Source organism: Streptomyces sp. PsTaAH-137 (genome assembly GCF_003259365.1).
Classification (GTDB): Bacteria; Actinomycetota; Actinomycetes; order Streptomycetales; family Streptomycetaceae; genus Streptomyces.
The window spans coordinates 157622-181537 of sequence record NZ_QLLY01000003.1; the positions used below are offsets into that span (position 1 = coordinate 157622).

A 23916-nucleotide genomic window follows, 5' to 3' on the forward strand; every position below is an offset into this window, starting at 1 on the left:
CGCTGTGCCCACCTGTGAGCCACCTTGCAGACCCGTGATCCAATCGCCCCAGGACCGTACGAAAGGCCGACCGCCATGCCCGACACCCGCCCCATGAACTGGGCCCGCAACATCACCTTCTCCGCGGCCGCGGTGCACCGCCCGGCCACCCCCGACGCCCTGCGGCAGCTGGTGGCGCGGAGCCCGCACGTCCGGGTCCTCGGCAGCGGCCACTCCTTCAACCGGATCGCCGACGTGGACGAGGCCCGCGACGGCACCCTGGTCTCGCTCGGCGCCCTGCCCGCCGGCATCGACATCGACAAGGCGGCGCGCACGGTACGGGTCGGCGGCGGAGTCCGCTACGCCGAGCTGGCGGCGCAACTGCACTCCCACGGCCTCGCGCTGCCCAACATGGCGTCCCTGCCGCACATCTCGGTGGCCGGCTCGGTGGCGACGGGCACCCACGGCTCGGGCAACGGCAACACGTCGCTCGCCGAAGCGGTCCGCGCCGTGGAGATCGTCACGGGAAGCGGCGAGACCGTCACCCTCGCGCGCGGCGACGACGGCTTCGAGGGCGCCGTCGTCTCGCTCGGCGCGCTCGGCGTCGTCCTCTCGCTCACGCTGGACATGGAGCCGGACTACGAGGTGAGCCAGCACGTCTTCCGTGAACTGCCGTTCCAGGGAATGGACTTCGAGGCGGTCACCTCGGCCGCGTACAGCGTGAGTCTGTTCACGAAGTGGCGCGGGCCGCACTTCGACCAGGTGTGGGTGAAGCAGCGGCACCCGCTGCCGGTCGACTTCCCGTGGGCCGAGCCGGCCACGGATAAGCAGCACCCCGTGCCGGGCATGCCCGCGGTGAACTGCACCGAGCAGTTCGGGGTGCCGGGGCCCTGGCACGAGCGACTGCCGCATTTCCGGGCCGAGTTCACCCCGAGCAGCGGCGACGAGCTGCAGTCGGAGTATCTGCTGCCGCGCGAGCACGCGGTCGCGGCGCTGGCCGCGCTGGACGGCGTACGGGACCGGATCGCGCCGGTGCTCCAGGTGTGCGAGGTGCGGACGGTGGCCGCCGACGCGCAGTGGCTGAGCCCGGCGTACGGGCGGGACACGGTCGCCTTCCACTTCACGTGGGTGGCGGACACGGCACGCGTCCTGCCGGTCGTGTCGCTGGTCGAGGACCGGCTGCGGGACCTCGACCCGCGGCCGCACTGGGGGAAGGTGTTCACCGCCGAGCCCGCCCGGGTCGCCGCGCGCTACCCGCGGGCCGCCGACTTCCGTGCGCTCGCCGACCGCCTCGACCCGGACGGGAAGTTCGCCAACGCCTTCGTGCGCCACGTGCTGCCGAGGCCCTGAACTCGCCCTCCCCCGCTGGACTTTCATACCGGATCTTGGACGCCGGACCAGGACTTTCGCGTGACTTGTTGGACTTTCGCCCTCGCTTCGGTCCACCCGGAGGCGGGGGCTTCGCACGGCGCCTAGCGTGAGCCGCATGTCCTTCTCGTACGTAAGTGACGTCCTGCCGGGTTCGGGAGCGCTCCCGCCGCGCAGCTGGTACGCCGGTTCGTCCGCGCACGCCGTGTCGCTGAACGGCGCGTGGCGGCTGCGGGTGGCGCCGGCCGCGGACGCGCACGACGCGTCGTTCGCCGCCGAGGGGTACGACGCCGGGGACTGGGCGGAGGTGCGGGTGCCCGGTCACTGGGTCCTCCAGGGCGACGGCGCGTTCGGCGCGCCGATCTACACGAACCACCTCTACCCGTTCCCCGTCGACCCGCCGCGCGTGCCGACCGGGAACCCGACCGGCGACCATCTGCGCACCTTCGACCTGCCGGACGACTGGCCGGACGCGAGCGCGGGCGGTGGCGCCGTGCTGCGGTTCGACGGGGTGGAGTCCTGTGCGCGGGTGTGGCTGAACGGCACGGATCTGGGCGAGTTCAAAGGCAGTCGGCTGCCGCACGAGTTCGCGGTCGGGCATCTGCTGAAGCCGGCCGGCAACACCCTCGCGGTCCGTGTCCACCAGTGGTCGTCCGGCTCGTACCTGGAGGACCAGGACCAGTGGTGGCTGCCCGGCATCTTCCGTGACGTGACGCTGCTGCACCGCCCGGCCGGCTGCGTCCTGGACTTCTTCACGCACGCCTCCTACGACCACACCGCCGGTCTGGGCACGCTGCGCGTCGACAGTGACGTGCCCGGCCGGGTCACCGTGCCCGAGCTGGGCCTCGACATCGCGACCGGCGAGTCGGCGACCGTGCCGGTCGAGCCGTGGACGGCGGAGACGCCGCGTCTGTACGCGGGAGAGCTGGCCACCGACGGTGAGCGCGTGCCGTTGCGCGTCGGGTTCCGGACTGTGGCGCTGGAGGACGGTCTGATCAAGGTCAACGGCACCGCGGTCCTCTTCAAGGGCGTCAACCGGCACGAGTGGCACCCCGAGCACGGGCGCGCCCTCGATCCCGAAACGATGCGCCGCGACGTGGAGTTGATGAAGGAGCACAACATCAACGCGGTCCGCACCTCCCACTATCCGCCGCACCCGGCGTTCCTCGACCTGTGCGACGAGTACGGTCTGTGGGTCGTCGACGAGTGCGACCTGGAGACCCACGGTTTCGTCGAACAGGGCTGGCGCGACAACCCCGTCGACGACGACCGCTGGACCCCGGCCCTGCTGGACCGTGCGGCCCGCATGGTGGAGCGCGACAAGAACCATCCGTCGGTGGTGTTGTGGTCGCTGGGCAACGAGGCGGGCACCGGACGCGGCCTGACCGCCATGGCCGAGTGGATCCGGGGCCGTGATCCGCAGCGCCCGGTGCACTACGAGGGCGACATCAACTGCCGTGACACGGAAGTCTATTCACGGATGTACGCGTCGCACGCCGAGGTCGAGCGGATCGGTCAGGGTCTGGACGGCGGCCCTGAGCGGCGCCGCGCGCTGCCCTTCATCCTGTGCGAGTACGCGCACGCGATGGGCAACGGTCCCGGCGGACTCGCCGACTACCAGCGGCTGTTCGAGCGGTACGACCGTCTGCAGGGCGCTTTCGTGTGGGAGTGGATCGACCACGGCATCGCGGACGAGCGGTTCGGTTACGCGTACGGCGGCGACTTCGGGGAGGAGCTGCACGACGGCAATTTCGTGTGCGACGGGCTGCTCTTCCCCGACCGCACCCCGTCGCCCGGCCTGGTCGAGTTCAAGAAGGTGATCGAGCCGGTCCTGATCGCGGTCGACGGCCCGTCGGGCACGGCGCGCGTCACCGACCGCTTCGACTTCCGCGATCTGTCGCACCTCTCCTTCGAGTGGTCGTACCAGGTGGACGGCGCGACGGTGGAGGCGGGCGCGCTCGTGGTGCCCGCGCTGGGCCCCGGAGAGAGTGCCGAGGTCAAGCTGCCCGCGCCGCCGGTGGACCGCCGGGGCGCCGAGACCCAGTGGACGGTGCGCGCCCTCGACGGCGACGGTCACGAGGTGGCCCGGGGCGAGGCGGTCGCCGTGCCGCGGCCCGTCCCGGCCGGGACGTTCGACGACCGTCCGGTTCCGGGCGAGCGGCTGGTCACGCTCGGCCCGGCCGCTTTCGACGCCCGTACCGGTGAACTGCGCACGATCGGCGGCGTGGAGGTGCTGGCGCCGAGGCTCGACGTGTGGCGGGCTCCGACCGACAACGACAACGGGGCGAGCTGGCAGGACGGCGAGCGACTGGGTCCGCGCTGGCGGGAGTTCGGCCTGCACCGCATGCAACACCGCCTGGACGGGGTGGATCTGGGCGAGAACGCGCTGACCGTTCGGAGCCGGGTCGCCCCGGCGGGCCGGGACATCGGCCTGCGCACGGTCTACCGCTGGACCGCCGACGCGAGCCGGGTGCGGCTGACGGTGTCGGTGGCGCCGGAGGGCGACTGGCGGCTGCCGCTGCCCCGGCTCGGGGTGCGGCTCGGGCTGCCCGGGGGCGCCGACCGGGTCCGCTGGTTCGGCGGCGGCCCGGGCGAGGCGTACCCGGACACGAAGGAGGCGTCTGCGGTCGGCCTGTGGCACAGCGATGTGGACGGGCTCCAGACCCCGTATCTGCGGCCTCAGGAGAACGGGGCGCGGGCCGACGTCCGGTGGGCCGAGCTGGGCGGGCTGCGCGTCGAGGGCGACCCGGCGTTCTCCTTCACCGCCCGCCGCTGGACGACGGAGCACCTGGACGCGGCCGAGCACCGCACGGACCTCGTCCGCGACGGCGACACGGTGTGGGTGAACCTCGACCACGGCCAGCAGGGCATCGGCTCCCAGTCCTGCGGCCCGGGCACACTGCCGCAGTACCGGCTGACCCCGGAGACCGCCCAATTCACCTTCGTCTTCAGCGAAGTGGAGTGAGTGAAGCGCGGTGAGTGAAGCGCCGTGAGCGGGGTGCGGTGAGTGGAGCACTGTGTTTGGACGGCCGGGGCGGCGGTCCCGTGCGCCGCCCCGGCCGGGACGACCGCCACCGCCGCACCGACCGCCCTCCGCGTGCCGGGGCGGGGGCGTCCACGGCACGGGGCGAGCGGTGCGGTGTGCCGCGGCCGTCCGGTGAACCTGTCGCCACCGGCGCGCGAAAGGTTGCCGGCGACCGTCACGCGGGCGGAGTGGCCTCGGGGGCAGGTACCGGAGCCGTCGAGGCCGGTGCCCGACGGGTGGGCGGGGCGCCGAGAGCCGTGGCCGGGCCGGGTCGCGCCAGCCACAGGCCGGTGAAGACGGCGCACACCAGGGTGACGATCCCGGCCGCGACGAAGGCGCTGTCGAGGCCGGCCTCGAAGGAGGCGCCGCCGGACTGCCGGGTCCTGACCACCGCGCCGAGCACCGCCACGCCGAGCACCGCGCCGATCTGCCGGGTGGTGCTGCTGACGCCCGAGGCGAGGCCGCCCTCCCGCGGGCTGACCGCCTGGATGGCGGCGCCGGTCAGCGGGGACATGGTCAGGGCGAAACCGACGCCGACCACCGCGAGGCGCCACCACACGTTCCCGTAGCCGGTGTCGGCGTGCACCGAACCCAGCGCCAGCAGTCCGCCGCCGGCCAGCGCCAGGCCGGCGGTGACCACGCCCCGGAAGCCGTACCGGGCGGCGAGACGGCCCGCGAACGGGCTGACGACCACCATGGCGAGAGACATCGGCAGGGTCTGGAGTCCGGCCCGCAGGATCGAGCTGCCCTGGACGTACACGAAGAACTGCGAGAAGAAGAACGTCGACCCCATGAGCGCGAACCCGACGACGACCATGGCGGTGTTGGAGACGGTGAACAACCGCTGACGGAACAGACGCGGCGGCAGCATCGGTGCGGAGCGGCGGCCCTCGACGGCGACGAAGGCGGCGAGGAAGACGGCCGCCGCGGCGAAGCCGCCCAGGATCGGCGGTGAGGTCCAGCCGCGCGCGCCGCCCTCGATCAGCGCGTACGTCAGGGCGCCCACCCCCAGGACGGACAGGACCGTCCCCGGGATGTCGAGGGCGGGGGCGGCCGGATTGCGGGACTCGGTGAGGACGCGTCGGCCGGCCAGCAGCAGGATCACGCCGATGGGCACGTTGACCAGGAAGATCGCGGGCCAGCCGAAGGCCTCCGTCAGCACCCCGCCGGCGACGGGCCCCGCGGCCAGGCCGATTCCGCTGAGCCCGGCCCACAGGCCGATCGCCTTCACCCGGTCCTGCGCGGCGGGATGGGCGGCGACGAGCAGGGCCAGCGAGGCGGGGCTCAGTGCCGCGGCTCCGATGCCCTGGGCCATCCGTCCGGCCACCAGCCAGCCGACCGACGGCGCGCAACTGCACAGCACCGACGCGACGGTGAAGACCGCGACGCCGCTCAGGTAGACCCGCTTCCGGCCGAACCGGTCGGCGAAGACCCCACCGGTCAGCAGCAGCATGGCGACCAGCAGGACGTACGCGTCGACGATCCATTGCAGACCGGTCAACCGCGTGTGCAGCCCGCGCTGCATGTCGGGCAGGGCCGCGCCGACGATCGTGTTGTCGAGCAGCACCATGAACTGCCCCAGGCAGGTCACCGCGAGCAGGGCCGCCCGGTTCGTTCCGCCGCCTTCCGGCAGGGCCGATGCGGTTGGTTCAGCCATGACACCCCCATCATCTAAACGCAGCTGTCGACTGCGTTAGCCGGAAATGTAGAGCACACCCACCCGCAAACGCAACCAATGACTGCGTTAAGGTGGGCGCATGGACGAGGAGCACCAGCGATCCCGGCGGCCCGGCGGACGCAGCGCGCGGGTCGGCGCGGCCGTGCATCAAGCCGTCTCCGACCTGGTCGGGGAGCGTGGCTACAGCGGTTTCACCATCAGCGAGGTCGCGGCCCGCGCGGGCGTGGCCGACACCACCGTCTACCGGCGCTGGGGAAGCCTGGAGGCGCTGCTCGCCGACGTGACGCTCACCCGTCTCAACGCGCGGTCGCAGATGCCCGACACCGGGAGCCTGGCCGGCGACCTGCACACCTACGCGGCCCAGGTGGCCCGCGTGATCACCGGCCCCGACGGTCTGGCGGTGCTCCGCCTGGCCGTCGCCCTGTCCGGCACCGGGCCGGACGGCCTGCGGGAGCGCGACGACTTCCTCGCCGAGCGCCGCCGCCAGCTCCAGACCATGCTCGACCGCTCCCGCGACCGCGGCGAGGAGCCACCCGACGCGCTGGCCGTCGTCGACCACGTCATGGCTCCGATGTACGTCCGCGTCCTGTTCGGCGCGGGCCCGCTCACCGAGGAGTACGTCGCCGGTCTGGTCGACCGGCTGCTATCGAACCCGGGCCGCCCGTCCGACAACTGACGCTCGGCCTCCGCCCGGGCGAGCCGGGCGGCCCCCGCCGGGCACCGCCCCCGCCCGCTTGACATCATGGGACGCGTGAACTTCCGGTCGATCTACAGTCAGGGATTCGCGCGGGTAGCGGCATGCACCGGGCACGCCGCCATCGCCGATCCGCACGCCAACGCCGAGGCGATCCTGCGCCAGGCCCGTGAGCGCGCCGCGGACGGGGTGGCCGTCGCGGTCTTCCCCGAGCTGGGGCTCTGCGGCTACTCCATCGAGGACCTGCTGTTGCAGGACGTCGTGCTCGACGAGGTGGAGGAAGCACTGGCGGCCGTCGTCGCCGGGTCCGCCGAGCTGCTGCCGGTGCTCGTGGTCGGCGCCCCGCTGCGCCACCGGGACCGGATCTACAACTGCGCGGTCGTCGTGCACCGGGGCCGGATCCTGGGCGTCGCCCCGAAGTCGTACCTGCCGAACTACCGGGAGTTCTACGAGCGCCGCCAGATCGCGGCCGGTGACACCGAGCGCGGCGGAACGATCCGGCTCGGCGGCGCCGAGGTGCCCTTCGGCGTGGATCTGCTGTTCGCCGCCGAGGACGTGACCGGGCTCGTGCTGCACGTCGAGATCTGCGAGGACATGTGGGTGCCGGTGCCGCCCGCCGCGGAGGCGGCCCTCGCCGGCGCGACGGTCATCGCCAACCTCTCCGGCAGCCCGATCACCGTCGGCCGCGCCGAGGACCGCAAGCTGCTCTGCCGGTCGGCGTCGTCCCGCTACCTGGCCGCCTACGTCTACGCGGCCGCGGGCCTCGGTGAATCCACCACCGACCTGTCCTGGGACGGACAGACGATGATCTACGAGAACGGGGCGCTGCTCGACGAGACGGAGCGCTTCCCGCTCGGCGACCGGGCCGCGGTCGCCGACATCGACCTGGATCTGCTGCGCCAGGAGCGGCAGCGCCAGGGCACCTTCGACGACAACCGGCGTACGCACGCCGCGCGCACCGGCGACTTCCGCCGGATCGCCTTCCGTCTCGACGCGCCCGCGACCGACTTCGGGCTGCGCCGCACGGTGGAGCGGTTCCCGTTCGTGCCGGCGGACGCCGAGCGGCTCGCGCAGGACTGCTACGAGGCGTACAACATCCAGGTCGCGGGCCTGATGCAGCGGCTCGGCGCGATCGGCGACCCGAAGATCGTGATCGGGGTGTCCGGCGGGCTCGACTCGACGCACGCGCTGATCGTCGCCGCGCGCGCCATGGACCGGGCGGGGCGGCCGCGCAGCGACATCCTCGCCTTCACCATGCCGGGGTTCGCGACCGGCCAGCACACCAAGTCCAACGCGCACGCGCTGATGAAGGCCCTCGGCGTCACCGCCGCCGAGCTGGACATCACCGGCACCGCGCGGCTGATGCTGAAGGAGATGGACCACCCCTTCGCGGGCGGCGACCCGGTCTACGACGTCACCTTCGAGAACGTGCAGGCCGGGCTGCGGACGGACTATCTGTTCCGGCTCGCCAACCAGCGCGGCGGCATCGTGCTCGGCACCGGCGACCTGTCCGAGCTGGCGCTCGGCTGGTGCACGTACGGCGTCGGCGACCAGATGAGCCACTACAACGTCAACGGCGGCGTGCCGAAGACGCTCATCCAGCATCTGATCCGGTGGGTGGTCAGCAGCGGGCAGTTCGGGGACGAGGCCGGGGAGATCCTCACCGCGATCCTCGACACCGAGATCAGCCCGGAGCTGGTGCCGGGCGAGGAGCTGCAGTCGACCGAGGACAAGATCGGTCCGTACGCGCTGCACGACTTCACGCTGTTCTACGTGCTGCGGTACGGGCTGCGGCCCACGAAGATCGCGTTCATGGCGTGGCACGCGTGGCGGGACGCGACGGCGGGCGCGTGGCCGCCCGGGTTCCCGGACGCCGACCACAAGGCGTACGAGCTGGCGGAGATCCGGCACTGGCTTGAGTACTTCTGCCGTCGCTTCTTCCAGTTCGCCCAGTTCAAGCGATCCGCGATGCCGAACGGGCCGAAGGTGTCGGCCGGTGGTTCGCTCTCGCCGCGCGGCGACTGGCGGATGCCGTCGGACAGTTCGGCGCGGGCCTGGCTGCGGGATCTGGAGCGCTGGGACCCGGCCGACATCGGCGACTGATCGCGCTACGGTCCTCTCGGAACACTTGATCGTGACGACTTGATCGCCGACCGAGAGGACCCGAACTCCCTTGAGATCGCTACGTGTTCGTCTCACCGCCCTGGGTGTCGCACTGCTGGCGGGGCTCGCCGCCCCGGCCCCGGCAGCCGCGGCGGCACCCGCCACCGGCACCGTCGAGGAGGCGCGGCTCGACCGGGCCGCGCCCCAGGAGATCCTGCGCCGCTCGGGCTTCGACGAGGTGCGGCCCCGCTTCGCACGGGCGCTGGCCGAAGCCCGTACGTACCGGCAGGCCGAGGGCGCCGTCGCACGGGAAGGGGCACGGCTGTGGCGCCGGGCCGTGGACCGGGTGCAGGGGCGCGGGCCCGCCGGCGGTGACCTCAGCCGCGACGACGACCGGCCGCTGTACTGGGCGCGGCTTTCGATGACACACGAACTGCGCTCCTGGGAGCCGGAGTTCGGCCTGAGCGAGGCCCGCAGGACCGCCCTCGTCGACCGGCTCGACCGGGCCTCGCGCGGACAGGACGACATCGCCTATCCGCGCGGCAAGCACCTGAAGCGGGTCTTCGTGACCGGCTTCGACCCGTTCCAGCTCGACATCGACGTACGCCGTTCCAATCCGTCCGGCGCCGCGGCCCTCGCGCTCGACGGCACGGTGGTCAGAACGGCGGACGGGCCCGCCCGGATCGAGGCCGTCACGTTCCCCGTGCTGTGGCAGGACTTCGCGGACGGCACCGTCGAGCGGGCACTCGCCGGAGTGCTGCCGAAGGTCGACCTGTTCACCACCGTCAGCCAGGGCCGCGTCGGCCGCTTCGACATCGAGCGCACCAACGGCGCCTGGCGGGGCGGCTATCCGGACAACGACAACGTCTCGCGCACCGAAACCGTCCCCGTGACCGACCCGGCCACGCAGCCGCAATGGACGTCGACGACACTGCCGTACGCGAGGATCGTGGCCGCGGACACCGGAGCCTTCCCGGTGTACGACCACACGTCGGTGACCGAGATCCCGGCGGGCGGCACGGACCCGGTCGTCCGCCCGGACGGGCCGACCCCCGGCTCGACGGCCCGCGCGGGCGGTGGCGGCGACTACCTCTCCAACGAGATCGCCTACCGCGCGACCCTGCTGCGCGACCGGCTCGGCCTGCACGACACCCTGCCCGGCGGCCATGTCCACACGCCGGTGCTGCAGTTCGCGGACACCAACACGGACCCGGCGACAGGTACCGTCTCCGATCCCGAGTTCGTACGGAACCGGGTGGCGATCACGGCGCAGTTGCGGGCGATCGTGACGGCCGCACTGTAGGGACCGTGGGGCCCGCGGTGTCAGTCGCGGGCCCCCTCCAGGGCCTCCGCCCTGAAGGTGCGCCGGTAGTCGCGCGGCGACACCCCGATGGCCGCGTGCAGGTGCTGACGCAGTGAGGTCCCTGTGGCGAAGCCCACCTCGGCGGCGATCCGGTCCACCGGCAGATCACTGGTCTCCAGCAACTGCCGGGCCCGGTGCACCCGTTGCTGGATCAGCCAGCGGCCGGGACTGGTGCCGGTCTCCTCCTGGAAGCGGCGGGCGAAGGTGCGCCGGCTCATCCGGGCGTGATCGGCCAACTCGCCGAGCGTCAGCGGCCGTTCGAGGTTGCGCAGGGCCCAGACGCGGGTGTCGGCGGTGCCGGTGCCGTCCTCCTCGGGCATCGGCTGTTCGATGTACTGGGCCTGGCCTCCGTCCCGCCACGGCGGCACCACGCAGTGCCTGGCCACCCGGTTCGCCACCGCGCTGCCGTGGTCGGAGCGGACCACGTGCAGGCACACGTCGACTCCGGAGGCGGCGCCCGCCGAGGTGAGGACGTCGCCGTCGTCGACGAAGAGCACGTCCGGGTCCAGGAGGACCTGCGGGAACATCCGGCGGAACAGGTCGGCGAGCGCCCAGTGCGTCGTCGCGGGCCGCCCGTCGAGCAGGCCCGCCGCGGCGAGTGTGAACGCGCCGGTGCAGATGGAGACGATGCGGGTGCCGGGCCGGATGCGGGCGAGCGCGGCGCGCACCGGCTCCGGCAGCTCGGCCGAGAGGAACCGCAGGTCGAACGGGGGCACGACCACCGTGTCCGCCGTCTCCAGGGCCTCCGGGCCGTGTCCGACGGTGACGGAGAAGTCGGCGTTCGTCGCCACGGTCCGGTCCTCGGCCGCCGCGCAGGTCACCACGTCGTACGCGCCCGGGACCATCGGGAAGACCCGGTTCGGGATGCCCAGCTCGAAGGGGTACACCCCGTCGAGGGCGAGTACGACGACGCGGTGCGGCGGGGCCGTACGGAAGTCGACCGGCCGGGCGGAGCCCGCTCGCGGAGCTGCATCAGTCATGGCACGATCCTATCGGTTAATGACCATCTTGCCATTGCCGGGCCGGCCGCCCTGCCGCAGGCTGGATGCATGACCAAGAACAACGGCGACCAGCCCGAGCCCACCATGAAGGCCATCAGCCAGGACACCCTCGGCGAACCCGGCGTGCTCCACGAGATCGAGACCGCCCGCCCGAAGCCGGGCGTCGGCCAGATCCTGGTGGCCGTGCACGCGGCGGGCGTGAACCCGACAGACTGGAAGCACCGCGCGACCGGCGGCTTCCTCGGCAAGCCGCCCTTCACGCTCGGCTGGGACGTGTCCGGCGTCGTGGAGGCCGTCGGCATCGGCGTCGCCCTGCACAAGCCCGGCGACGAGGTGATGGGGATGCTGCCGTACCCGTACGGCGCCGGTTCGCACGCCGAGTACGTCACCGGCCCGGCCCGCGCCTTCGTGCCCCGGCCCGCCGGGCTCGGCCACGTCGAGGCCGGCGCGCTGCCGCTGGTCTCCCTCACCGCCTGGCAGGCGCTCGTGGACCTCGCCGACGTGCAGCCGGGCCAGCGGGTGCTGGTGCACGCCGCCGCGGGAGGCGTCGGGCACGTCGCCGTACAGATCGCGAAGGCGCGCGGCGCGTACGTCATCGGGACCGCGTCGGCGCCCAAGCACGACTTCGTGCGGTCGCTCGGCGCCGACGAGGTCATCGACTACCGCACCCAGGACTTCGTCGCCGAGGCCCGTGACATCGACGTCGTGCTCGACACGCTCGGCGAGGAGACCCGGCTGCGGTCGCTGGAGGTGCTGCGGCCCGGGGGCGTCCTCGTCTCGATCCTTCCGGGCGGGTTCGGCGACGTACCGCCCCGGGCGGCCGAGTTGGGCGTACGGGCCACCGCCATGCTGGTCGAGCACGACCAGGCGGGCCTGCGGGCCGTCGCCGGTCTGGTCGAGGCGGGCAAGCTGACGGTGCACGTCTCGGAGACGTATCCGCTCGCCGACGCCGCGAAGGCGCACGAGGCGGGCGAGACGGGCCGGGTCACCGGCAAGCTGGTGCTGACGGTCCGCCCGTGACCGGCGCGCGGTGCGGGGCACGCTCCCCGCACCGCGCGGCAGGCGGACGGCCGGGCGGTCTTCCCAACGGGCCGCGCTCGAAGGGGACTTGATCCACAGGTGAGCGGGTTACCGTGTGCCCTGCCCGATCCCCTCACCTGCCTCTCCGATCGCGACAGGGACACCCGATGAGTGACTCCGCACCGGCCCCGAGAACCTCTCCCGCATCCGACGGACCCACCGGCACGGACACCGCCGCCCGGGTCCGCGACCGCATCGACACCTCGCGCCCGCACCCGTCCCGGGTCTACGACGCGCTGCTCGGCGGCCGCAACCACTACCCCGTCGACCGCGCCGTCGCCCTCAAGTCCCTGGAGCACAACCCGCGCGGCCATCTCGACGTCCGGCACAACCGCGACTTCATCCGGCGTGCGGTGCTGCATCTGACCCGTGAGGCGGGCCTGCGCCAGTTCCTCGACATCGGCACCGGGCTGCCCACGGCGCCGAACGTGCACGAGATCGCCCAGTCCGTCGCGCCCGACACGCACGTGGTGTACGTCGACCACGACCCGGTGGTCCTCGCGCACGCCCGCGCGCTGCTGACCGGCGGCCCCGAGGGGCGCACCGCCTATCTCGACGCCGACCTGCGCGACCCGCACGCCATCCTCTTCGGCGCCCGCGCCACCCTCGACCTGGAACAGCCGGTGGCGCTGGGCCTCGCGGCGATCCTGCACTTCATGGAGTCCCCGGCGGCGGACGAGACCGTGGCGACGCTGCTCGACGCCCTGCCGTCCGGCAGCGCCGTTTTCCTCACCCACCTCACCGCGGACCTCAACCCGGACACCGTGCTCCCCGCCCTGCGCGCGACGGGCCTCGACTTCACGCTCCGCTCCCGCGACGAGGTGCTGCGCCTCCTCACCGACAACGGCCTGGAGCCGGTCGACCCGGGTGTGGCCCCGGTCCACCGCTGGCGCCCGGACGGCGCCTGGCACGGCGTGCACCTGGAGCCGGAGGACACGGCAGGACAGGACGCCCTGGAGGTGGCCGCGCGGCGCGGCATCGGTGACGTACGGGACGAGGACATCAACATCTACGGGGCGGTCGCCCTCAAGCCGTGAGCCGCCCCGGGGACGGCCCCCGCCCGAGCCGGTTCACGCGAGGCTCGACCGGATCTCCGTGATCGCCCCGGGCCCCACCCGGCAGCACCCCCCGATCAGCCGCGCCCCACAGTCCCGCCAGCCGGTGACCAGGTCCCCCGAGAACGAGCCCTGCCCGGTCCAGCGGCGGGCCCGCGCGTCCCAGGTCTCGCCGCTGTTCGGGTACACCACCACCGGCTTTCCGGTGATCTCCGCCGCGAGGCCGACCGCGTGGTCCACGTCCTCGGGCACACAGCAGTTCACACCGACCGCGATGATCTCGGGGGCCTCGGCGGCGAGGGCGAAGGCCTCGGTGAGGGGCTGGCCCGCGCGGGTGCGGTCGCCGTCGACGCTGTACGAGAGCCAGGCCGGGACGCCGAGTCCGCGCACCGCCCGCAGCAGTGCGCGGGCCTCGTCCGCGTCGGGGACGGTCTCCAGGGCGAGGACGTCCGGCCGCGCCCCGGCGAGCACTTCGAGGCGCGGCCGGTGGAAGCGCTCGAGGTCCGCGACGCTCAGCCCGTACCGGCCCCGGTACTCCGAGCCGTCGGCGAGCATCGCCCCGTACGGGCCCGCGGACGCGGCCACCCACAGCGGCCGCCCGGTCTCCGCCCGGCGCGCAGCTTCCCGGGCCAACTCCACGCTCAGCGCCATCAGTTCGGCCGCGCGGCCGTGTCCGACGCCGCGCCGCGCGAACCCCTCGAAGGTGGCCTGGTAGCTCGCGGTGATGGCGACGCTCGCGCCCGCCTCGTAGTAGGCGCGGTGGGCGGCGACGATCGCCTCGGGGTGCTCGGCGAGCAGCCGCGCCGACCACAGCTCGTCGCTCAGGTCGTGCCCGGCGGCCTCCAGCTGGTTGGACAGGCCGCCGTCGAGGACGACCGCCGCGTCGCCGCGCAGGGCCGACGCGAGGGTGCCGGGGCCGTCGAAGGCATCGGGTGACGTGCTGGTGTTCATGGCCCGACGCTACCGGTCCGTGTCCGGCGTCCGTTTCGTACAAGACCGGCGGCCCGCGGCCCGCCTACGGTGAGGAGCATGAACGAGATCAGCATTCGTATGGACGCCATCGGTGTCAGCACCTCCGATCTGACCGCGTCCCTCGCCTTCTACCGTCTCCTGGGCCTCGCGTTCCCCGAGGGCGCCGAGCGGCAGCCGCACGTCGAGACTGAACTGGCCGGCGGGATCCGGCTGATGTTCGATCCCGTCGAGAGCACGGCCGACCAGGTCCGCGGCCGGATCGCACTGGCCTTCCACTGCGGTGACGCCGCCGGCGTCGACGCGGTGTACGACCGGGTGACGGCAGCCGGGCACCACGGCGAGAGCAAGCCGTTCGACGCGCCCTGGGGGCAGCGGTACGCGGTGGTGCTCGATCCGGACGGCAACCAGATCGACCTGTTCGCCTAGACCAGGCGGCGCAGTGTCTGGCCGGTCAAGTCCCGCACGTCGCGGGAGAGATGCGCCTGGTCCGTGTATCCGGCGCGGACGGCCGTCTCGGCGAAGGGGACACCGGCGCGAGCCAGTGCCAGGGCGCGCTGGAGGCGGAGGACGCGGGCGAGGGTCTTGGGGCCGTAGCCGAACGCCGCGAGGGAACGGCGGTGCAGGAGCCGGGGGCCGAGGCCCGTGAGCCGCGCGGTCCCGGCGACGGTCGCGCCGGAGTCCAGCGCGCACACGACTGTGGCGAGCAGCGGGTCGGGCGGGGCCGCCGCTGCCGTGAGCCGGGCGGCGACGGCCTCCAGTTCGGCAGGCGGGTCGGCGGCCGCGCCGATCCGCTCGGTGAGGCGGCGCACCTGCGCGGACGGCCACAGATCGGCCAGGGCGACACCGCGGTCGCGCAGTTCGTGGGCCGGGACGCCCAGCCAGGCGGGGGCGGCTCCCGGGGCGAACCTGATGCCCGCGTACCGGGTGGCGGTGTCCGCGGCGGGGCGGTGGGCCCGGGTGTCGGGGCCCGCGATCCGCAGCTCCCCCGCGCCGTCCTCCAGCCACAGCAGGTCCATGCAGCCGTCGGGCAGCACCGGCGCGATCGGGCCCTGCGCCGGGTCCAGGGTGCGCGTCCACAACACGGCCCCCGGCACCCGGGCGCCCCGCTCCACGTACCCGTCCACACCACCCAGCCTAGACGGGCCCGCCCCGGCCTCCCACCTGGACGGCCCGACTGCTCGCCAGCCCCGTCAGGTGATGGCCCGGCTGCTCGCCAGCCCCGCCAGGTGGATGACCCGGCTGCTCGCCAGCCCCGCCAGGGGCGCGGGGAACTGCGCGACCAGCCCCCACCGGGGCCGCACCCGCGAACGGCGCCGAGGTGGCCGCCCCCTGAAGCGCTCACCCCGCGCCGGGGTGCCGCCTTGCCCACCCTGCCGCCCCAGGCGGCAGACTGCCCAAGGCGGGGGGCGTCCGGGGGGCTAGGTCCCCGGGGAGTCGTCGTCCTCCGGAGGAGAGTCGCCGCGGCGTGCATGAGACGTCCGCAAACGCGACGTCACGTCCTCCGGCGGCAGGAACTTCGACCAGCGCTCGGGGAACTCGGACGGCATGTCCGGGTCCCCGAGCCCGTCGTCGGCGTCGGCCTCGTCGTCGTCATCCGGCTCGGCGGAGTGGACGAAGCGCGGCGCGGCGGCGACGGCCCGGCCCCGCTCGTTGGCGGCCCGCGCCGCGGCCGTGGCCACGGACGGCCACACCCGGTCGATCGCGGCGTTCACGGCGGCCCCCACCAGCACGGCGAAGGCCGAGACGCCGATCCACAGCAGCACGGCGACGGGCGCCGCGAGCGAGCCGTAGATCGTCGGGCCCTCGATGGTGTTCGTGAGGTACAGGCGGAGCAGGAAGCTGCCGGGGATCCACATCGCGAGGGCCACCAGGGCTCCGGGCACGTCCTCGATCCAGGGCGACCGCACCGGCACCGACACGTGGTACAGCGTCGTGAGGAAGGCGATCGACAGCACGAGGACGACCGGCCAGTACAGGATCTGGACCAGCGTCTCCGACCACGGCACCAGGCCGATCACGGCGTCCGGCCCGGCGATCATCAACGGCAGCGCGACCGACCCGACGACGAGCCCCACGAGGAACAGCAGGAAGGCGAGCAGCCGTGTCTTGACGATGCCGCGCACGCCGTCGAGGCCGTACATCACGGTCACGGTGTCCACGAACGTGGAGACCGCGCGCGAGCCCGACCACAGCGAGATGAGGAAGCCGATGGAGATGACGTCGGGGCGGCCGCCCTTGAGGACGTCGTCCAGGATCGGTTCTGCAATCTCTTTCACGCCTTGATCGCTCAGGACCGTCCGCGAGGCCTCCAGGATGTTGTCGCGGACGCCCTCGATGGTGTTGGCGCCGGTCCACGCGTCGACGTACGCGAGCAGCCCGACCAGCGACAACAGCAGCGGCGGCACCGACAGCAGCGTGAAGAAGGCGGCCTCGGCCGCGAGGCCCAGGATGCGGTACTCCATGCAGGAGTTGACGGTGTCCTTGAGGAGCAGCCACGCGGTCCTGCGTTTGGAGACGTTCTGGTAGAGCACGCGCGCGCGGTGGAGACGGCCCTGCCGCTGGGGGGATTCACTTGCTGGCTGCACGTCCTAAAGGTATCCGTCACAGGCGGCGGCACTCATCCCCGGTGCCGGGCAGCGACGGCGGCTCCGGCGCGCGACCGTTCTGGCCGAATGGTGGGGGCGTGTTCCGGGAACCGCGCGGCGGGGCCTCGCCGTCTTTTCGGGTGAGTTCCCCGGCGGGGCAGGTCATATCGAGGTTCGAACGACATGGCCGCGTCAGGAGCGGGGAACAGGAAAGCGCCAAACGTCGAATCCGGGTTGCACCGTTCATGAAATTCTAGAAAGAATCCGGATTGTATTCGTTGCGCCCGGCGGGGGGCCGTGCGAGCGCAGCGTACCTGGGGGGACATCGGGGGTTCGGGCCATGCCCGTTGCAGAAGCGCGACCGGCCGCGGCGTGCAATTCACCGTTTGCTCCTGCTTTTCAGAAACAACAGGATTAACCACGAGGAGCACAAGTGGCGAACGGCACCGAACGCGTTCTCGCCGAAGTTCTGGCTGGTGTCGTGCGGCAGGATCATGTGCCGCCCGATAGTCATTTCTTTGACGATCTGTGTGCCAATTCTCTGGTCATGGCGCACTTTTGCGCCCGGGTCCGCAAGCGCACCGATCTGCCGTCGGTGTCGATGCGGGACGTCTACGGGCACCCCACGATCCGCAGTCTGGCGGCCGCGCTCGACGCGGCGCCCGCCGTCGCGCCGGCCCGGGCGGCGGCGCCGGAACCGCCACCGCCGCCGGGGAACAACCGGCGCCATGTGCTCTGCGGCGTGCTGCAGTTCCTGGTCTTCGCCGGGTACTGCGCGCTCGCCGGGTTCGTCACCGCGCACGGCTACGCGTGGATCTCCGGGGCCTCCGGTGTCGTCGACGTGTACCTGCGCGCGCTGGTGTTCGGCGTGACGCTGTTCGCCGCCGCGTGTGTGCTGCCCGTCGTGGCGAAGTGGCTGCTCGTCGGCCGCTGGCGTGCGACCGAGTTCCCGGTGTGGAGCCTCGCGTACGTGCGGTTGTGGACGGTGAAGGTGCTGCTGCACACCAACCCGCTGATGCTGTTCGTCGGCAACCCGCTGTACGTCTTCTATCTGCGGCTGCTCGGCGCGCGGATCGGCCCGGGCGTGACGATCCTGTCGCGGGCCGTCCCGGTCTGCACGGACCTGGTGACGATCGGCGCGGGGACGGTGCTCCGCAAGGAGGCCACGTTCCTCGGCTACCGGGCGCAGGCCGGCATGATCCGCACCGGCCCGGTCACGATCGGCCGGGACGTGTACGTCGGCGAGAAGACCGTGCTCGACATCGGTACGTCGATGGGTGACGGCAGCCAGCTCGGCCATGCCTCCGCCCTGTACGACGGGGCCGCGGTCCCGGCGGGCGAGCGCTGGCACGGCTCCCCCGCACGGCGCACGGACGTCGACTACGTCCGCGTACCGCCCGCCCGTACGTCGGCCGCCCGCCGGATCGGATACGCGCTCGGCGCCCTGCTTCCGGCGCTGCTGCTGTGGACGCCGCTCGCGCTGGGCGGCACGTATCTGCTGCTGACCGAGGTGCCCGCGCTGGGCTCGCTGCTGGCACCGGAGACGGAGGACCTGACCTCGCCGGCGTTCTACGCCGAGGCGCTGGGCCTGTCGGTCGTCGGGTTCGCCGCGTTCCTGCTGTGCGGGTTCGCCGGGGTGGCCCTCGTGCCGCGCGCGCTGGGGCCGCTGCTGCGCGAGGGCCGCGTCTATCCGCTGTACGGCTTCCACTACTCGGTGCAGCGCGCCATCGCCCGGATGACGAACGTCAAGTTCTTCAAGTGGCTGTGCGGCGACAGCTCGTACATCACCGGCTACCTGAAGGCCATCGGCTACGACCTGTCGAAGGTCGAGCAGACCGGCTCCAACTTCGGTACGGAGGTGCAGCACGAGACGCCGTACCTGGCCACGGTCGGCAGCGGCACGATGGTCGCCGACGGACTCTCGGTGATCAACGCCGACTTCTCGGCCACCTCGTTCAAGGTCTCGCGCACCACGATCGGGGACCACAACTTCCTGGGCAACCACATCGTCTACCCGTCGGGGGCCCGCACCGGCGCCAACTGTCTGCTGGCGACCAAGGTGCTGGTGCCGCTGGACGGCCCGGTGCGCGAGGGCGTGGGGCTGCTCGGCTCGCCGGCCTTCGAGATCCCGCGCTCGGTGGAGCGCGACAGCCGCTTCGACCACCTGCGCGAGGGCGAGGAGCTGCGGCGCCGGCTCGCCGCGAAGAACCGTTCCAACCTGGGCACGATGGGCCTGTTCCTGGCGCTGCGCTGGCTGCACTGGCTCGTGATCTCGCTGATCGCGCTCGTCGCCTTCGACCTGTACGACACCTACGGCGGGGCCGCCGCCCTCTTCGTCGGCGCGGCCATGCTGCTCGGGCTCGTGTTCAGCACCTCCTACTACGTGTTCATCGAGCGGGTGATCTGCCGGTTCCGGCCGCTGGAGCCGCAGCTGTGCTCGATCTACGACCCGTACTTCTGGTGGCACGAGCGGCTGTGGAAGACGCCCGACAACCATCTGGCCATCTTCAACGGCACGCCGTTCAAGGCCCTGGTGTGGCGGGCCCTCGGCGTGCGCATCGGACGCCGGGTCTTCGACGACGGCGCGTACATCACCGAGCGCACCCTGGTGACGATCGGCGACGACTGCACGCTCGGCACGCACTCCAAGGTGCAGGCGCACTCGCAGGAGGACGGCACCTTCAAGTCCGACCACATCGTGATCGGCGCGGGCTGCACGCTCGGTACGGGCGCACTCGTTCACTACGGCGTGGAGATGGGAGACGCGGCGGTGCTCGCCCCCGACTCCTTCCTGATGAAGGGCGAGCAGATGCCACCGGGGGCGCACTGGGGCGGCAACCCGGCGGTGGGGAGGTAACACCATGACCACGGAAGTTCTCGCGCAGATCGAAGTTCCGTTGCCCAAGGGCCTGTTGGTGCCCCGGGGCGCGGTGGAGGCGGCGCACGAGCGGGTGCTGGCCGCGCTGTCCGCCGAGCGGGACGACCAGGTGCTGCGGGTGAGCGTCACCCCGCGGCACACCCTGCTGCTGCACCATCTGCCCGAGCGGTACGACCGGGCGGCGGCCGAGCGGATCGCGGGCTACCACGTCACCGCGCTGACCGCCCCGCGCCGCCGGAACCTGCTCTCCGAGGCGGAACTCCGGCACCAGCTGGAGGAGTTGGCGGGGCCGACCCGCACGCTGCCCGACCGGCGGGTGCACGAGCTGTTCGAGGAGCAGGCGGCCGCGCGGCCCGGTGATGTCGCCGCCGTGCACGGGGAGCGGCAGTGGACGTACGCCGAGCTCAACTCCCGCGCCAATCAGGTGGGCCGGGCCCTCCTGGCGCGCGGCCTGCGGCCCGAGGGCGTCGTGGCCGTGGTCCTCGACCGGGGCCTGGAGTGGATGGCCGCGGTGCTCGGCGTGCTCAAGGCGGGCGGGGTGTATCTGCCGGTCGAGCCGCACTTTCCGGAGGAACGGATCGCGGGGATGCTCGGCCGGGCGGGCTGCTCGCTCGTCGTCGCGGAGACCGGGAATCCCGAGAACCCCGCACACCCCACAGAGACCCTGTCCGTGGCGGACGCTCTCACCGAGGGCCACCCGGACACCGATCTCGGGGTCCCCGTCGCCGCGTCCCGCCTCGCCTACATCTACTTCACGTCCGGCTCCACCGGCGAGCCCAAGGGCGCGATGTGCGAGCACGCCGGGTTCCTCAACCACGTACTCGCCAAGATCGACGACCTGGGCGTCGGCGCGGGCGACACGGTCGCCCAGACCGCGCCGCAGTGCTTCGACATCTCGCTGTGGCAGCTCGTCGCCGCGCTCGTCGCGGGCGGCCGGACCTGCGTGATCGGTCAGGAGACGATCCTCGACGTGTCACGGTTCGTCGAGACCGTCGAACGCGCGCGGGTCAACGTGTTGCAGGTCGTGCCGTCCTATCTGGAGGCGGTGCTGGCCGAGTTGGGGCAGCGGCCGCGCGAACTGCCCGATCTGCGCTGCGTGTCGGTGACCGGTGAGGCCGTCAAGGCGGAGCTGGTCCGGCGCTGGTTCGCGGCCCGGCCCGGCGTGCGGCTCGTCAACGCGTACGGCCTGACGGAGACCTCGGACGACACCAACCACGAGGTCCTCGACCGGGCGCCGGACGGGGACCGGGTGCCGCTCGGGCCGCCGGTCGCGAACGTGCGGATCTACGTCGTCGACGACGATCTGCTGCCCGTGCCGCTCGGCGCGCCCGGCGAGATCGTGTTCTCGGGGGTGTGCGTCGGGCGCGGTTACGTCAACGACCCGGAGCGCACGCTGGCCGCGTTCGCCGAGGATCCCTACCGGCCGGGCGAGCGGCTGTACCGCAGCGGCGACCACGGGCGCTGGCGGCCCGACGGGAAGCTGGAGTTCCTGGGGCGGCGCGACAACCAGGTGAAGATCCGCGGCTTCCGCGTCGAACTCGGCGAGATCGAGAACGCGCTGCTGCGGGTGGCCGGCGTCCGCGACGGCGCGGTGGTCGTGGTGCGCGGCACGCAACTGGCCGCGTTCTGCGCGGGCACCCGGCAGGACGACGTACGGGATCGGTTGGCCGTCTCGCTGCCGCCCTACATGGTGCCGTACGCGGTGCACTGGCGGGAGCGGCTGCCGCTGACCGGCAACGGCAAGACCGACCGGCGTGCGCTCACCGCGCTCGCCGAGCAGCTCGACGGCACGGCGGACGACCCGCCCCGCACCGACGCCGAGCGCCGGACCGCCGCCGCCTGGGCCGAGGTGCTCGGGGTGCCCGTCGAGGGCATCGGCCGCCACGACCACTTCTTCGATCTCGGCGGCACCTCGCTGGCCGCCGTGAAGCTCGCGATCGCCCTGGACCGGGTGGTCACCCTCAAGGACGTCACCCGGCGGCCGGTCCTCACCGACCTCGCCGACCTGCTCGACCGACGCATCTGAACCGAGGCATCCGAAAGGAGCAGCACCCGCATGCCGCTCTCCAGCTCCACCCCGCACATCCATCTCGCGCCGGGACAACCGCCCCTGGTGCGCGCCGAGTCCGACGGCGATCCCGTCGACTGGGCGACCCGCAACCGGGACACCCTGCGGACGGCCGTCGCGGAACACGGGCACCTGCTCGTCCGCGGCCTCGGCCTGTCCGGCCCCGACGCGGTGGCGGCCGTCTTCCGCCGCTGCGCCCGCACGCTCATGTCCGACACGGAACCCTTCGCACCCCGGCGCACGTACGGAGAGGGCCTGTACTCGGCCACCAAGTGGCCGCCGAACCAGCAGATGTGCATGCACCACGAGGTGAGTTACGCCCTGGACTTCCCGGGCCTGATGCTCTTCGCCTGCCTGGAGGCGCCGGCGAGCGGCGGCGCCACCGGTCTCGCCGACGCGGGCGCCGTCCTGGACGCGCTCCCCGCCGATCTGACCAAACGTTTCGAGCAGGAGGGATGGCTGCTGACCCGGTCGTACCACGACGAGATCGGGGCCTCGGTCGCCGAGGCCTTCGGCACCGACGACCGGGACGCCGTCGCCGCGTACTGCCGGGCGCACGCCATCGACTTCGCCTGGCAGGACGACGGCTCCCTGCGCACCCGGCAGCACCGCAGCGCCGTGCTGCGGCACCCGGCGGACGGCCGCCGCGTCTGGTTCAACCAGATCGCGTTCCTCAGCGAGTGGACGATGGACCCCGAGGTCCGCGACTACCTCGTCGAGGAGTACGGGCCGGACGGGCTGCCCTTCAACACCCGCTACGGCAACGGTGATCCGGTGGACGAGGACGTCGTGAACGTCCTGAACGAGGTGTACGCGGCGCACACCGTCCGCGTCGGCTGGCAGGCCGGCGATCTGCTGCTCGTCGACAACGTCCGTACCGCGCACAGCCGTGAGCCGTTCGAGGGGACGCGCGAGATGCTCGCCGCGCTCGCCGATCCGGTCCGGCTCGCCGACTGCGCGCCGACCGCCGGGGTGAGCGCATGACACCCACCTTCGCCGTCGTCACCGGCGAGCAGGTCCAGGAGGCCCTGGAGGGGCGGGAACCGGAGCTCGGGAAGCTGATCGAGGCGGTCTATCTGCTGCACGCCACGGGCGGCACCGTGAACCCGCCCTCGTACTTCCTGCGCTTCCCGGACCGGCCGAAGGACCGCATCATCGCGCTGCCCGCCTCGCTCGGCGGTCCGCTGCGGGTGGACGGCCTGAAGTGGATCTCCAGCTTTCCGGAGAACACCGCGTCGGGGCTGCCCCGGGCCTCGGCCGTGCTGATCCTCAACGACCCGGACACCGGATATCCGTACGCCTGTCTGGAGAGTTCGGTGATCAGCGCCACCCGGACCGCCGCCTCCGCCGCGCTCGCGGCCGACCGGCTCAGCGCCGGCCGGGACCGGCCGACACGGGCCGGGTTCATCGGGACCGGGCTCATCGCCCGCTACATCCACTCCCATCTCATCGCCACAGGATGGGAGTTCGAGGAGACCGGGGTCTACGACCCGGCGCCGGACAGCGCGGACGGGTTCCGCGACTATCTGCGGCGGACGGGCGTGCAGGGGAAGGTCACGCTGCACGACACCGCCGAGCCTCTCGTCCGCGGCAGCGACCTGATCGTCTGCGCGACGGTCGCGGCCCGGCCGCATCTGCACGATCCGGCCTGGTTCGCGCACCATCCGCTGGTGCTGCACGTGTCGCTGCGCGATCTCGCGCCGGAGATCCTGCTGGCGTCCGCCAACTACGTCGACGACGTCGAGCACTGCCTCAAGGCGGACACCTCACCACACCTGGCCGAACAGCTCACCGGAGGAAGGGAGTTCATCGACGGCACACTCGCCGACGTGCTCGCCGGGCGGTCCCGGACACCCGCCGACCGGACCGTGGTGTTCTCACCGTTCGGTCTCGGGGTGCTCGACCTCGCCGTCGGCCGGTTCGTCCACGACGAAGTGGCCCGGAGGGGGCGACTGCACGTGGTGGACGGCTTCTTCCACGAGCTGAGCCGCCACGGCTGACCGCACCGCAGCACAGCACGACAGAAAGGCAGGGGGACATGCGCGACGGGGGATTCGAGGAGAGGGG

Annotated in this window: 17 protein-coding genes; 12 read left to right on the forward strand and 5 right to left on the reverse strand. The window is 72.6% G+C overall.

Annotated features, from left to right (window positions below):
- The first annotated feature begins 75 nt into the window (after positions 1 to 75).
- Both K377_RS07160 and K377_RS07165 read left to right on the forward strand, forming a co-directional pair.
- Positions 76 to 1329 carry an FAD-binding protein gene (locus tag K377_RS07160; RefSeq protein WP_111662326.1) on the forward strand — a complete coding sequence of 418 codons (1254 nt, stop codon included), beginning with the start codon at positions 76 to 78 and terminating at the stop codon, positions 1327 to 1329.
- 136 nt (positions 1330 to 1465) lie between these two features.
- Entirely contained in the window at positions 1466 to 4312 is a 2847-nt protein-coding gene (locus K377_RS07165) for a glycoside hydrolase family 2 TIM barrel-domain containing protein (protein ID WP_111662327.1), read from the forward strand.
- Between the two features lie 235 nt (positions 4313 to 4547).
- On the opposite strand, the gene K377_RS07170 is transcribed toward K377_RS07165, so the two are convergent.
- Complete coding sequence (locus tag K377_RS07170; RefSeq protein WP_111662328.1) at positions 4548 to 6029, reverse strand: MFS transporter; 1482 nt, start codon at positions 6027 to 6029, stop codon at positions 4548 to 4550.
- Between the two features lie 100 nt (positions 6030 to 6129).
- Here K377_RS07170 and K377_RS07175 point away from each other — a divergent pair, with 100 nt between their 5' ends.
- The 3 genes from K377_RS07175 to K377_RS07185 all read left to right on the forward strand — a co-directional run bounded on the left by K377_RS07175 (position 6130) and on the right by K377_RS07185 (position 10150).
- Positions 6130 to 6726 carry a TetR/AcrR family transcriptional regulator gene (locus K377_RS07175; protein WP_111662329.1) on the forward strand — a complete coding sequence of 199 codons (597 nt, stop codon included), beginning with the start codon at positions 6130 to 6132 and terminating at the stop codon, positions 6724 to 6726.
- A gap of 66 nt (positions 6727 to 6792) precedes the next feature.
- Positions 6793 to 8847, forward strand: coding sequence for an NAD(+) synthase (locus K377_RS07180; RefSeq protein WP_181512499.1), 2055 nt, complete (start codon positions 6793 to 6795; stop codon positions 8845 to 8847).
- 70 nt (positions 8848 to 8917) lie between these two features.
- Complete coding sequence (locus K377_RS07185) at positions 8918 to 10150, forward strand: pyroglutamyl peptidase (protein ID WP_111662330.1); 1233 nt, start codon at positions 8918 to 8920, stop codon at positions 10148 to 10150.
- A gap of 20 nt (positions 10151 to 10170) precedes the next feature.
- Here K377_RS07185 and K377_RS07190 read toward each other — a convergent pair whose 3' ends face one another.
- Positions 10171 to 11190 carry a GlxA family transcriptional regulator gene (locus tag K377_RS07190; protein WP_111662331.1) on the reverse strand — a complete coding sequence of 340 codons (1020 nt, stop codon included), beginning with the start codon at positions 11188 to 11190 and terminating at the stop codon, positions 10171 to 10173.
- A 69-nt stretch (positions 11191 to 11259) separates the two neighbouring features.
- On the opposite strand from K377_RS07190, the gene K377_RS07195 reads away from it, so the two are divergent.
- The gene (locus K377_RS07195; protein WP_111662332.1) at positions 11260 to 12231 is read left to right on the forward strand and encodes an NADP-dependent oxidoreductase; all 972 of its coding nucleotides are present in this window, start codon (positions 11260 to 11262) and stop codon (positions 12229 to 12231) included.
- Between the two features lie 167 nt (positions 12232 to 12398).
- Complete coding sequence (locus K377_RS07200) at positions 12399 to 13328, forward strand: SAM-dependent methyltransferase (protein ID WP_111662333.1); 930 nt, start codon at positions 12399 to 12401, stop codon at positions 13326 to 13328.
- Positions 13329 to 13361: 33 nt separating this feature from the next.
- On the opposite strand, the gene mmuM is transcribed toward K377_RS07200, so the two are convergent.
- On the reverse strand, positions 13362 to 14297 hold the full coding sequence (mmuM, locus tag K377_RS07205; RefSeq protein ID WP_111662334.1) for a homocysteine S-methyltransferase: 936 nt from the start codon (positions 14295 to 14297) through the stop codon (positions 13362 to 13364).
- A 78-nt stretch (positions 14298 to 14375) separates the two neighbouring features.
- Between mmuM and K377_RS07210 the strand changes: the two genes are divergently transcribed.
- Entirely contained in the window at positions 14376 to 14744 is a 369-nt protein-coding gene (locus K377_RS07210; protein ID WP_111662335.1) for a VOC family protein, read from the forward strand.
- On the opposite strand, the gene K377_RS07215 is transcribed toward K377_RS07210, so the two are convergent.
- Positions 14741 to 15451 carry a helix-turn-helix transcriptional regulator gene (locus K377_RS07215; protein WP_111662336.1) on the reverse strand — a complete coding sequence of 237 codons (711 nt, stop codon included), beginning with the start codon at positions 15449 to 15451 and terminating at the stop codon, positions 14741 to 14743. The genes K377_RS07210 and K377_RS07215 overlap by 4 nt on opposite strands.
- A gap of 285 nt (positions 15452 to 15736) precedes the next feature.
- A complete protein-coding gene (locus K377_RS07220) occupies positions 15737 to 16903 on the reverse strand; it encodes a YihY/virulence factor BrkB family protein (protein ID WP_111662337.1) in 1167 nt (388 codons plus the stop codon).
- 433 nt (positions 16904 to 17336) lie between these two features.
- On the opposite strand from K377_RS07220, the gene K377_RS07225 reads away from it, so the two are divergent.
- The 4 genes from K377_RS07225 to sbnB are packed head-to-tail and all read left to right on the forward strand — an operon-like array spanning position 17337 to position 23849.
- Positions 17337 to 19760, forward strand: a complete 2424-nt coding sequence (locus K377_RS07225) for a Pls/PosA family non-ribosomal peptide synthetase (RefSeq protein ID WP_111662338.1) — start codon at positions 17337 to 17339, stop codon at positions 19758 to 19760.
- 4 nt (positions 19761 to 19764) lie between these two features.
- Entirely contained in the window at positions 19765 to 21807 is a 2043-nt protein-coding gene (locus K377_RS07230) for an amino acid adenylation domain-containing protein (RefSeq protein ID WP_111662339.1), read from the forward strand.
- Positions 21808 to 21837: 30 nt separating this feature from the next.
- Positions 21838 to 22833, forward strand: coding sequence for a TauD/TfdA family dioxygenase (locus K377_RS07235; RefSeq protein WP_111662340.1), 996 nt, complete (start codon positions 21838 to 21840; stop codon positions 22831 to 22833).
- Complete coding sequence (gene sbnB / locus K377_RS07240; RefSeq protein ID WP_111662341.1) at positions 22830 to 23849, forward strand: 2,3-diaminopropionate biosynthesis protein SbnB; 1020 nt, start codon at positions 22830 to 22832, stop codon at positions 23847 to 23849. The genes K377_RS07235 and sbnB overlap by 4 nt, the downstream gene beginning before the upstream one ends.
- The last annotated feature ends 67 nt before the right edge of the window (positions 23850 to 23916 follow it).

Excerpts from the sequence above, each read along its gene's own strand:
- K377_RS07160 (WP_111662326.1), top strand. The coding sequence starts at position 76 with ATGCCCGACACCCGCCCCATGAACTGGGCCCGCAACATCACCTTCTCC.
- K377_RS07165 (WP_111662327.1), top strand. The coding sequence starts at position 1,466 with ATGTCCTTCTCGTACGTAAGTGACGTCCTGCCGGGTTCGGGAGCGCTC.
- K377_RS07170 (WP_111662328.1), bottom strand. The coding sequence starts at position 6,029 with ATGGCTGAACCAACCGCATCGGCCCTGCCGGAAGGCGGCGGAACGAAC.
- K377_RS07175 (WP_111662329.1), top strand. The coding sequence starts at position 6,130 with ATGGACGAGGAGCACCAGCGATCCCGGCGGCCCGGCGGACGCAGCGCG.
- K377_RS07180 (WP_181512499.1), top strand. The coding sequence starts at position 6,793 with ATGGGACGCGTGAACTTCCGGTCGATCTACAGTCAGGGATTCGCGCGG.
- K377_RS07190 (WP_111662331.1), bottom strand. The coding sequence starts at position 11,190 with ATGACTGATGCAGCTCCGCGAGCGGGCTCCGCCCGGCCGGTCGACTTC.
- K377_RS07195 (WP_111662332.1), top strand. The coding sequence starts at position 11,260 with ATGACCAAGAACAACGGCGACCAGCCCGAGCCCACCATGAAGGCCATC.
- K377_RS07200 (WP_111662333.1), top strand. The coding sequence starts at position 12,399 with ATGAGTGACTCCGCACCGGCCCCGAGAACCTCTCCCGCATCCGACGGA.
- mmuM (WP_111662334.1), bottom strand. The coding sequence starts at position 14,297 with ATGAACACCAGCACGTCACCCGATGCCTTCGACGGCCCCGGCACCCTC.
- K377_RS07210 (WP_111662335.1), top strand. The coding sequence starts at position 14,376 with ATGAACGAGATCAGCATTCGTATGGACGCCATCGGTGTCAGCACCTCC.
- K377_RS07230 (WP_111662339.1), top strand. The coding sequence starts at position 19,765 with ATGACCACGGAAGTTCTCGCGCAGATCGAAGTTCCGTTGCCCAAGGGC.
- K377_RS07235 (WP_111662340.1), top strand. The coding sequence starts at position 21,838 with ATGCCGCTCTCCAGCTCCACCCCGCACATCCATCTCGCGCCGGGACAA.
- sbnB (WP_111662341.1), top strand. The coding sequence starts at position 22,830 with ATGACACCCACCTTCGCCGTCGTCACCGGCGAGCAGGTCCAGGAGGCC.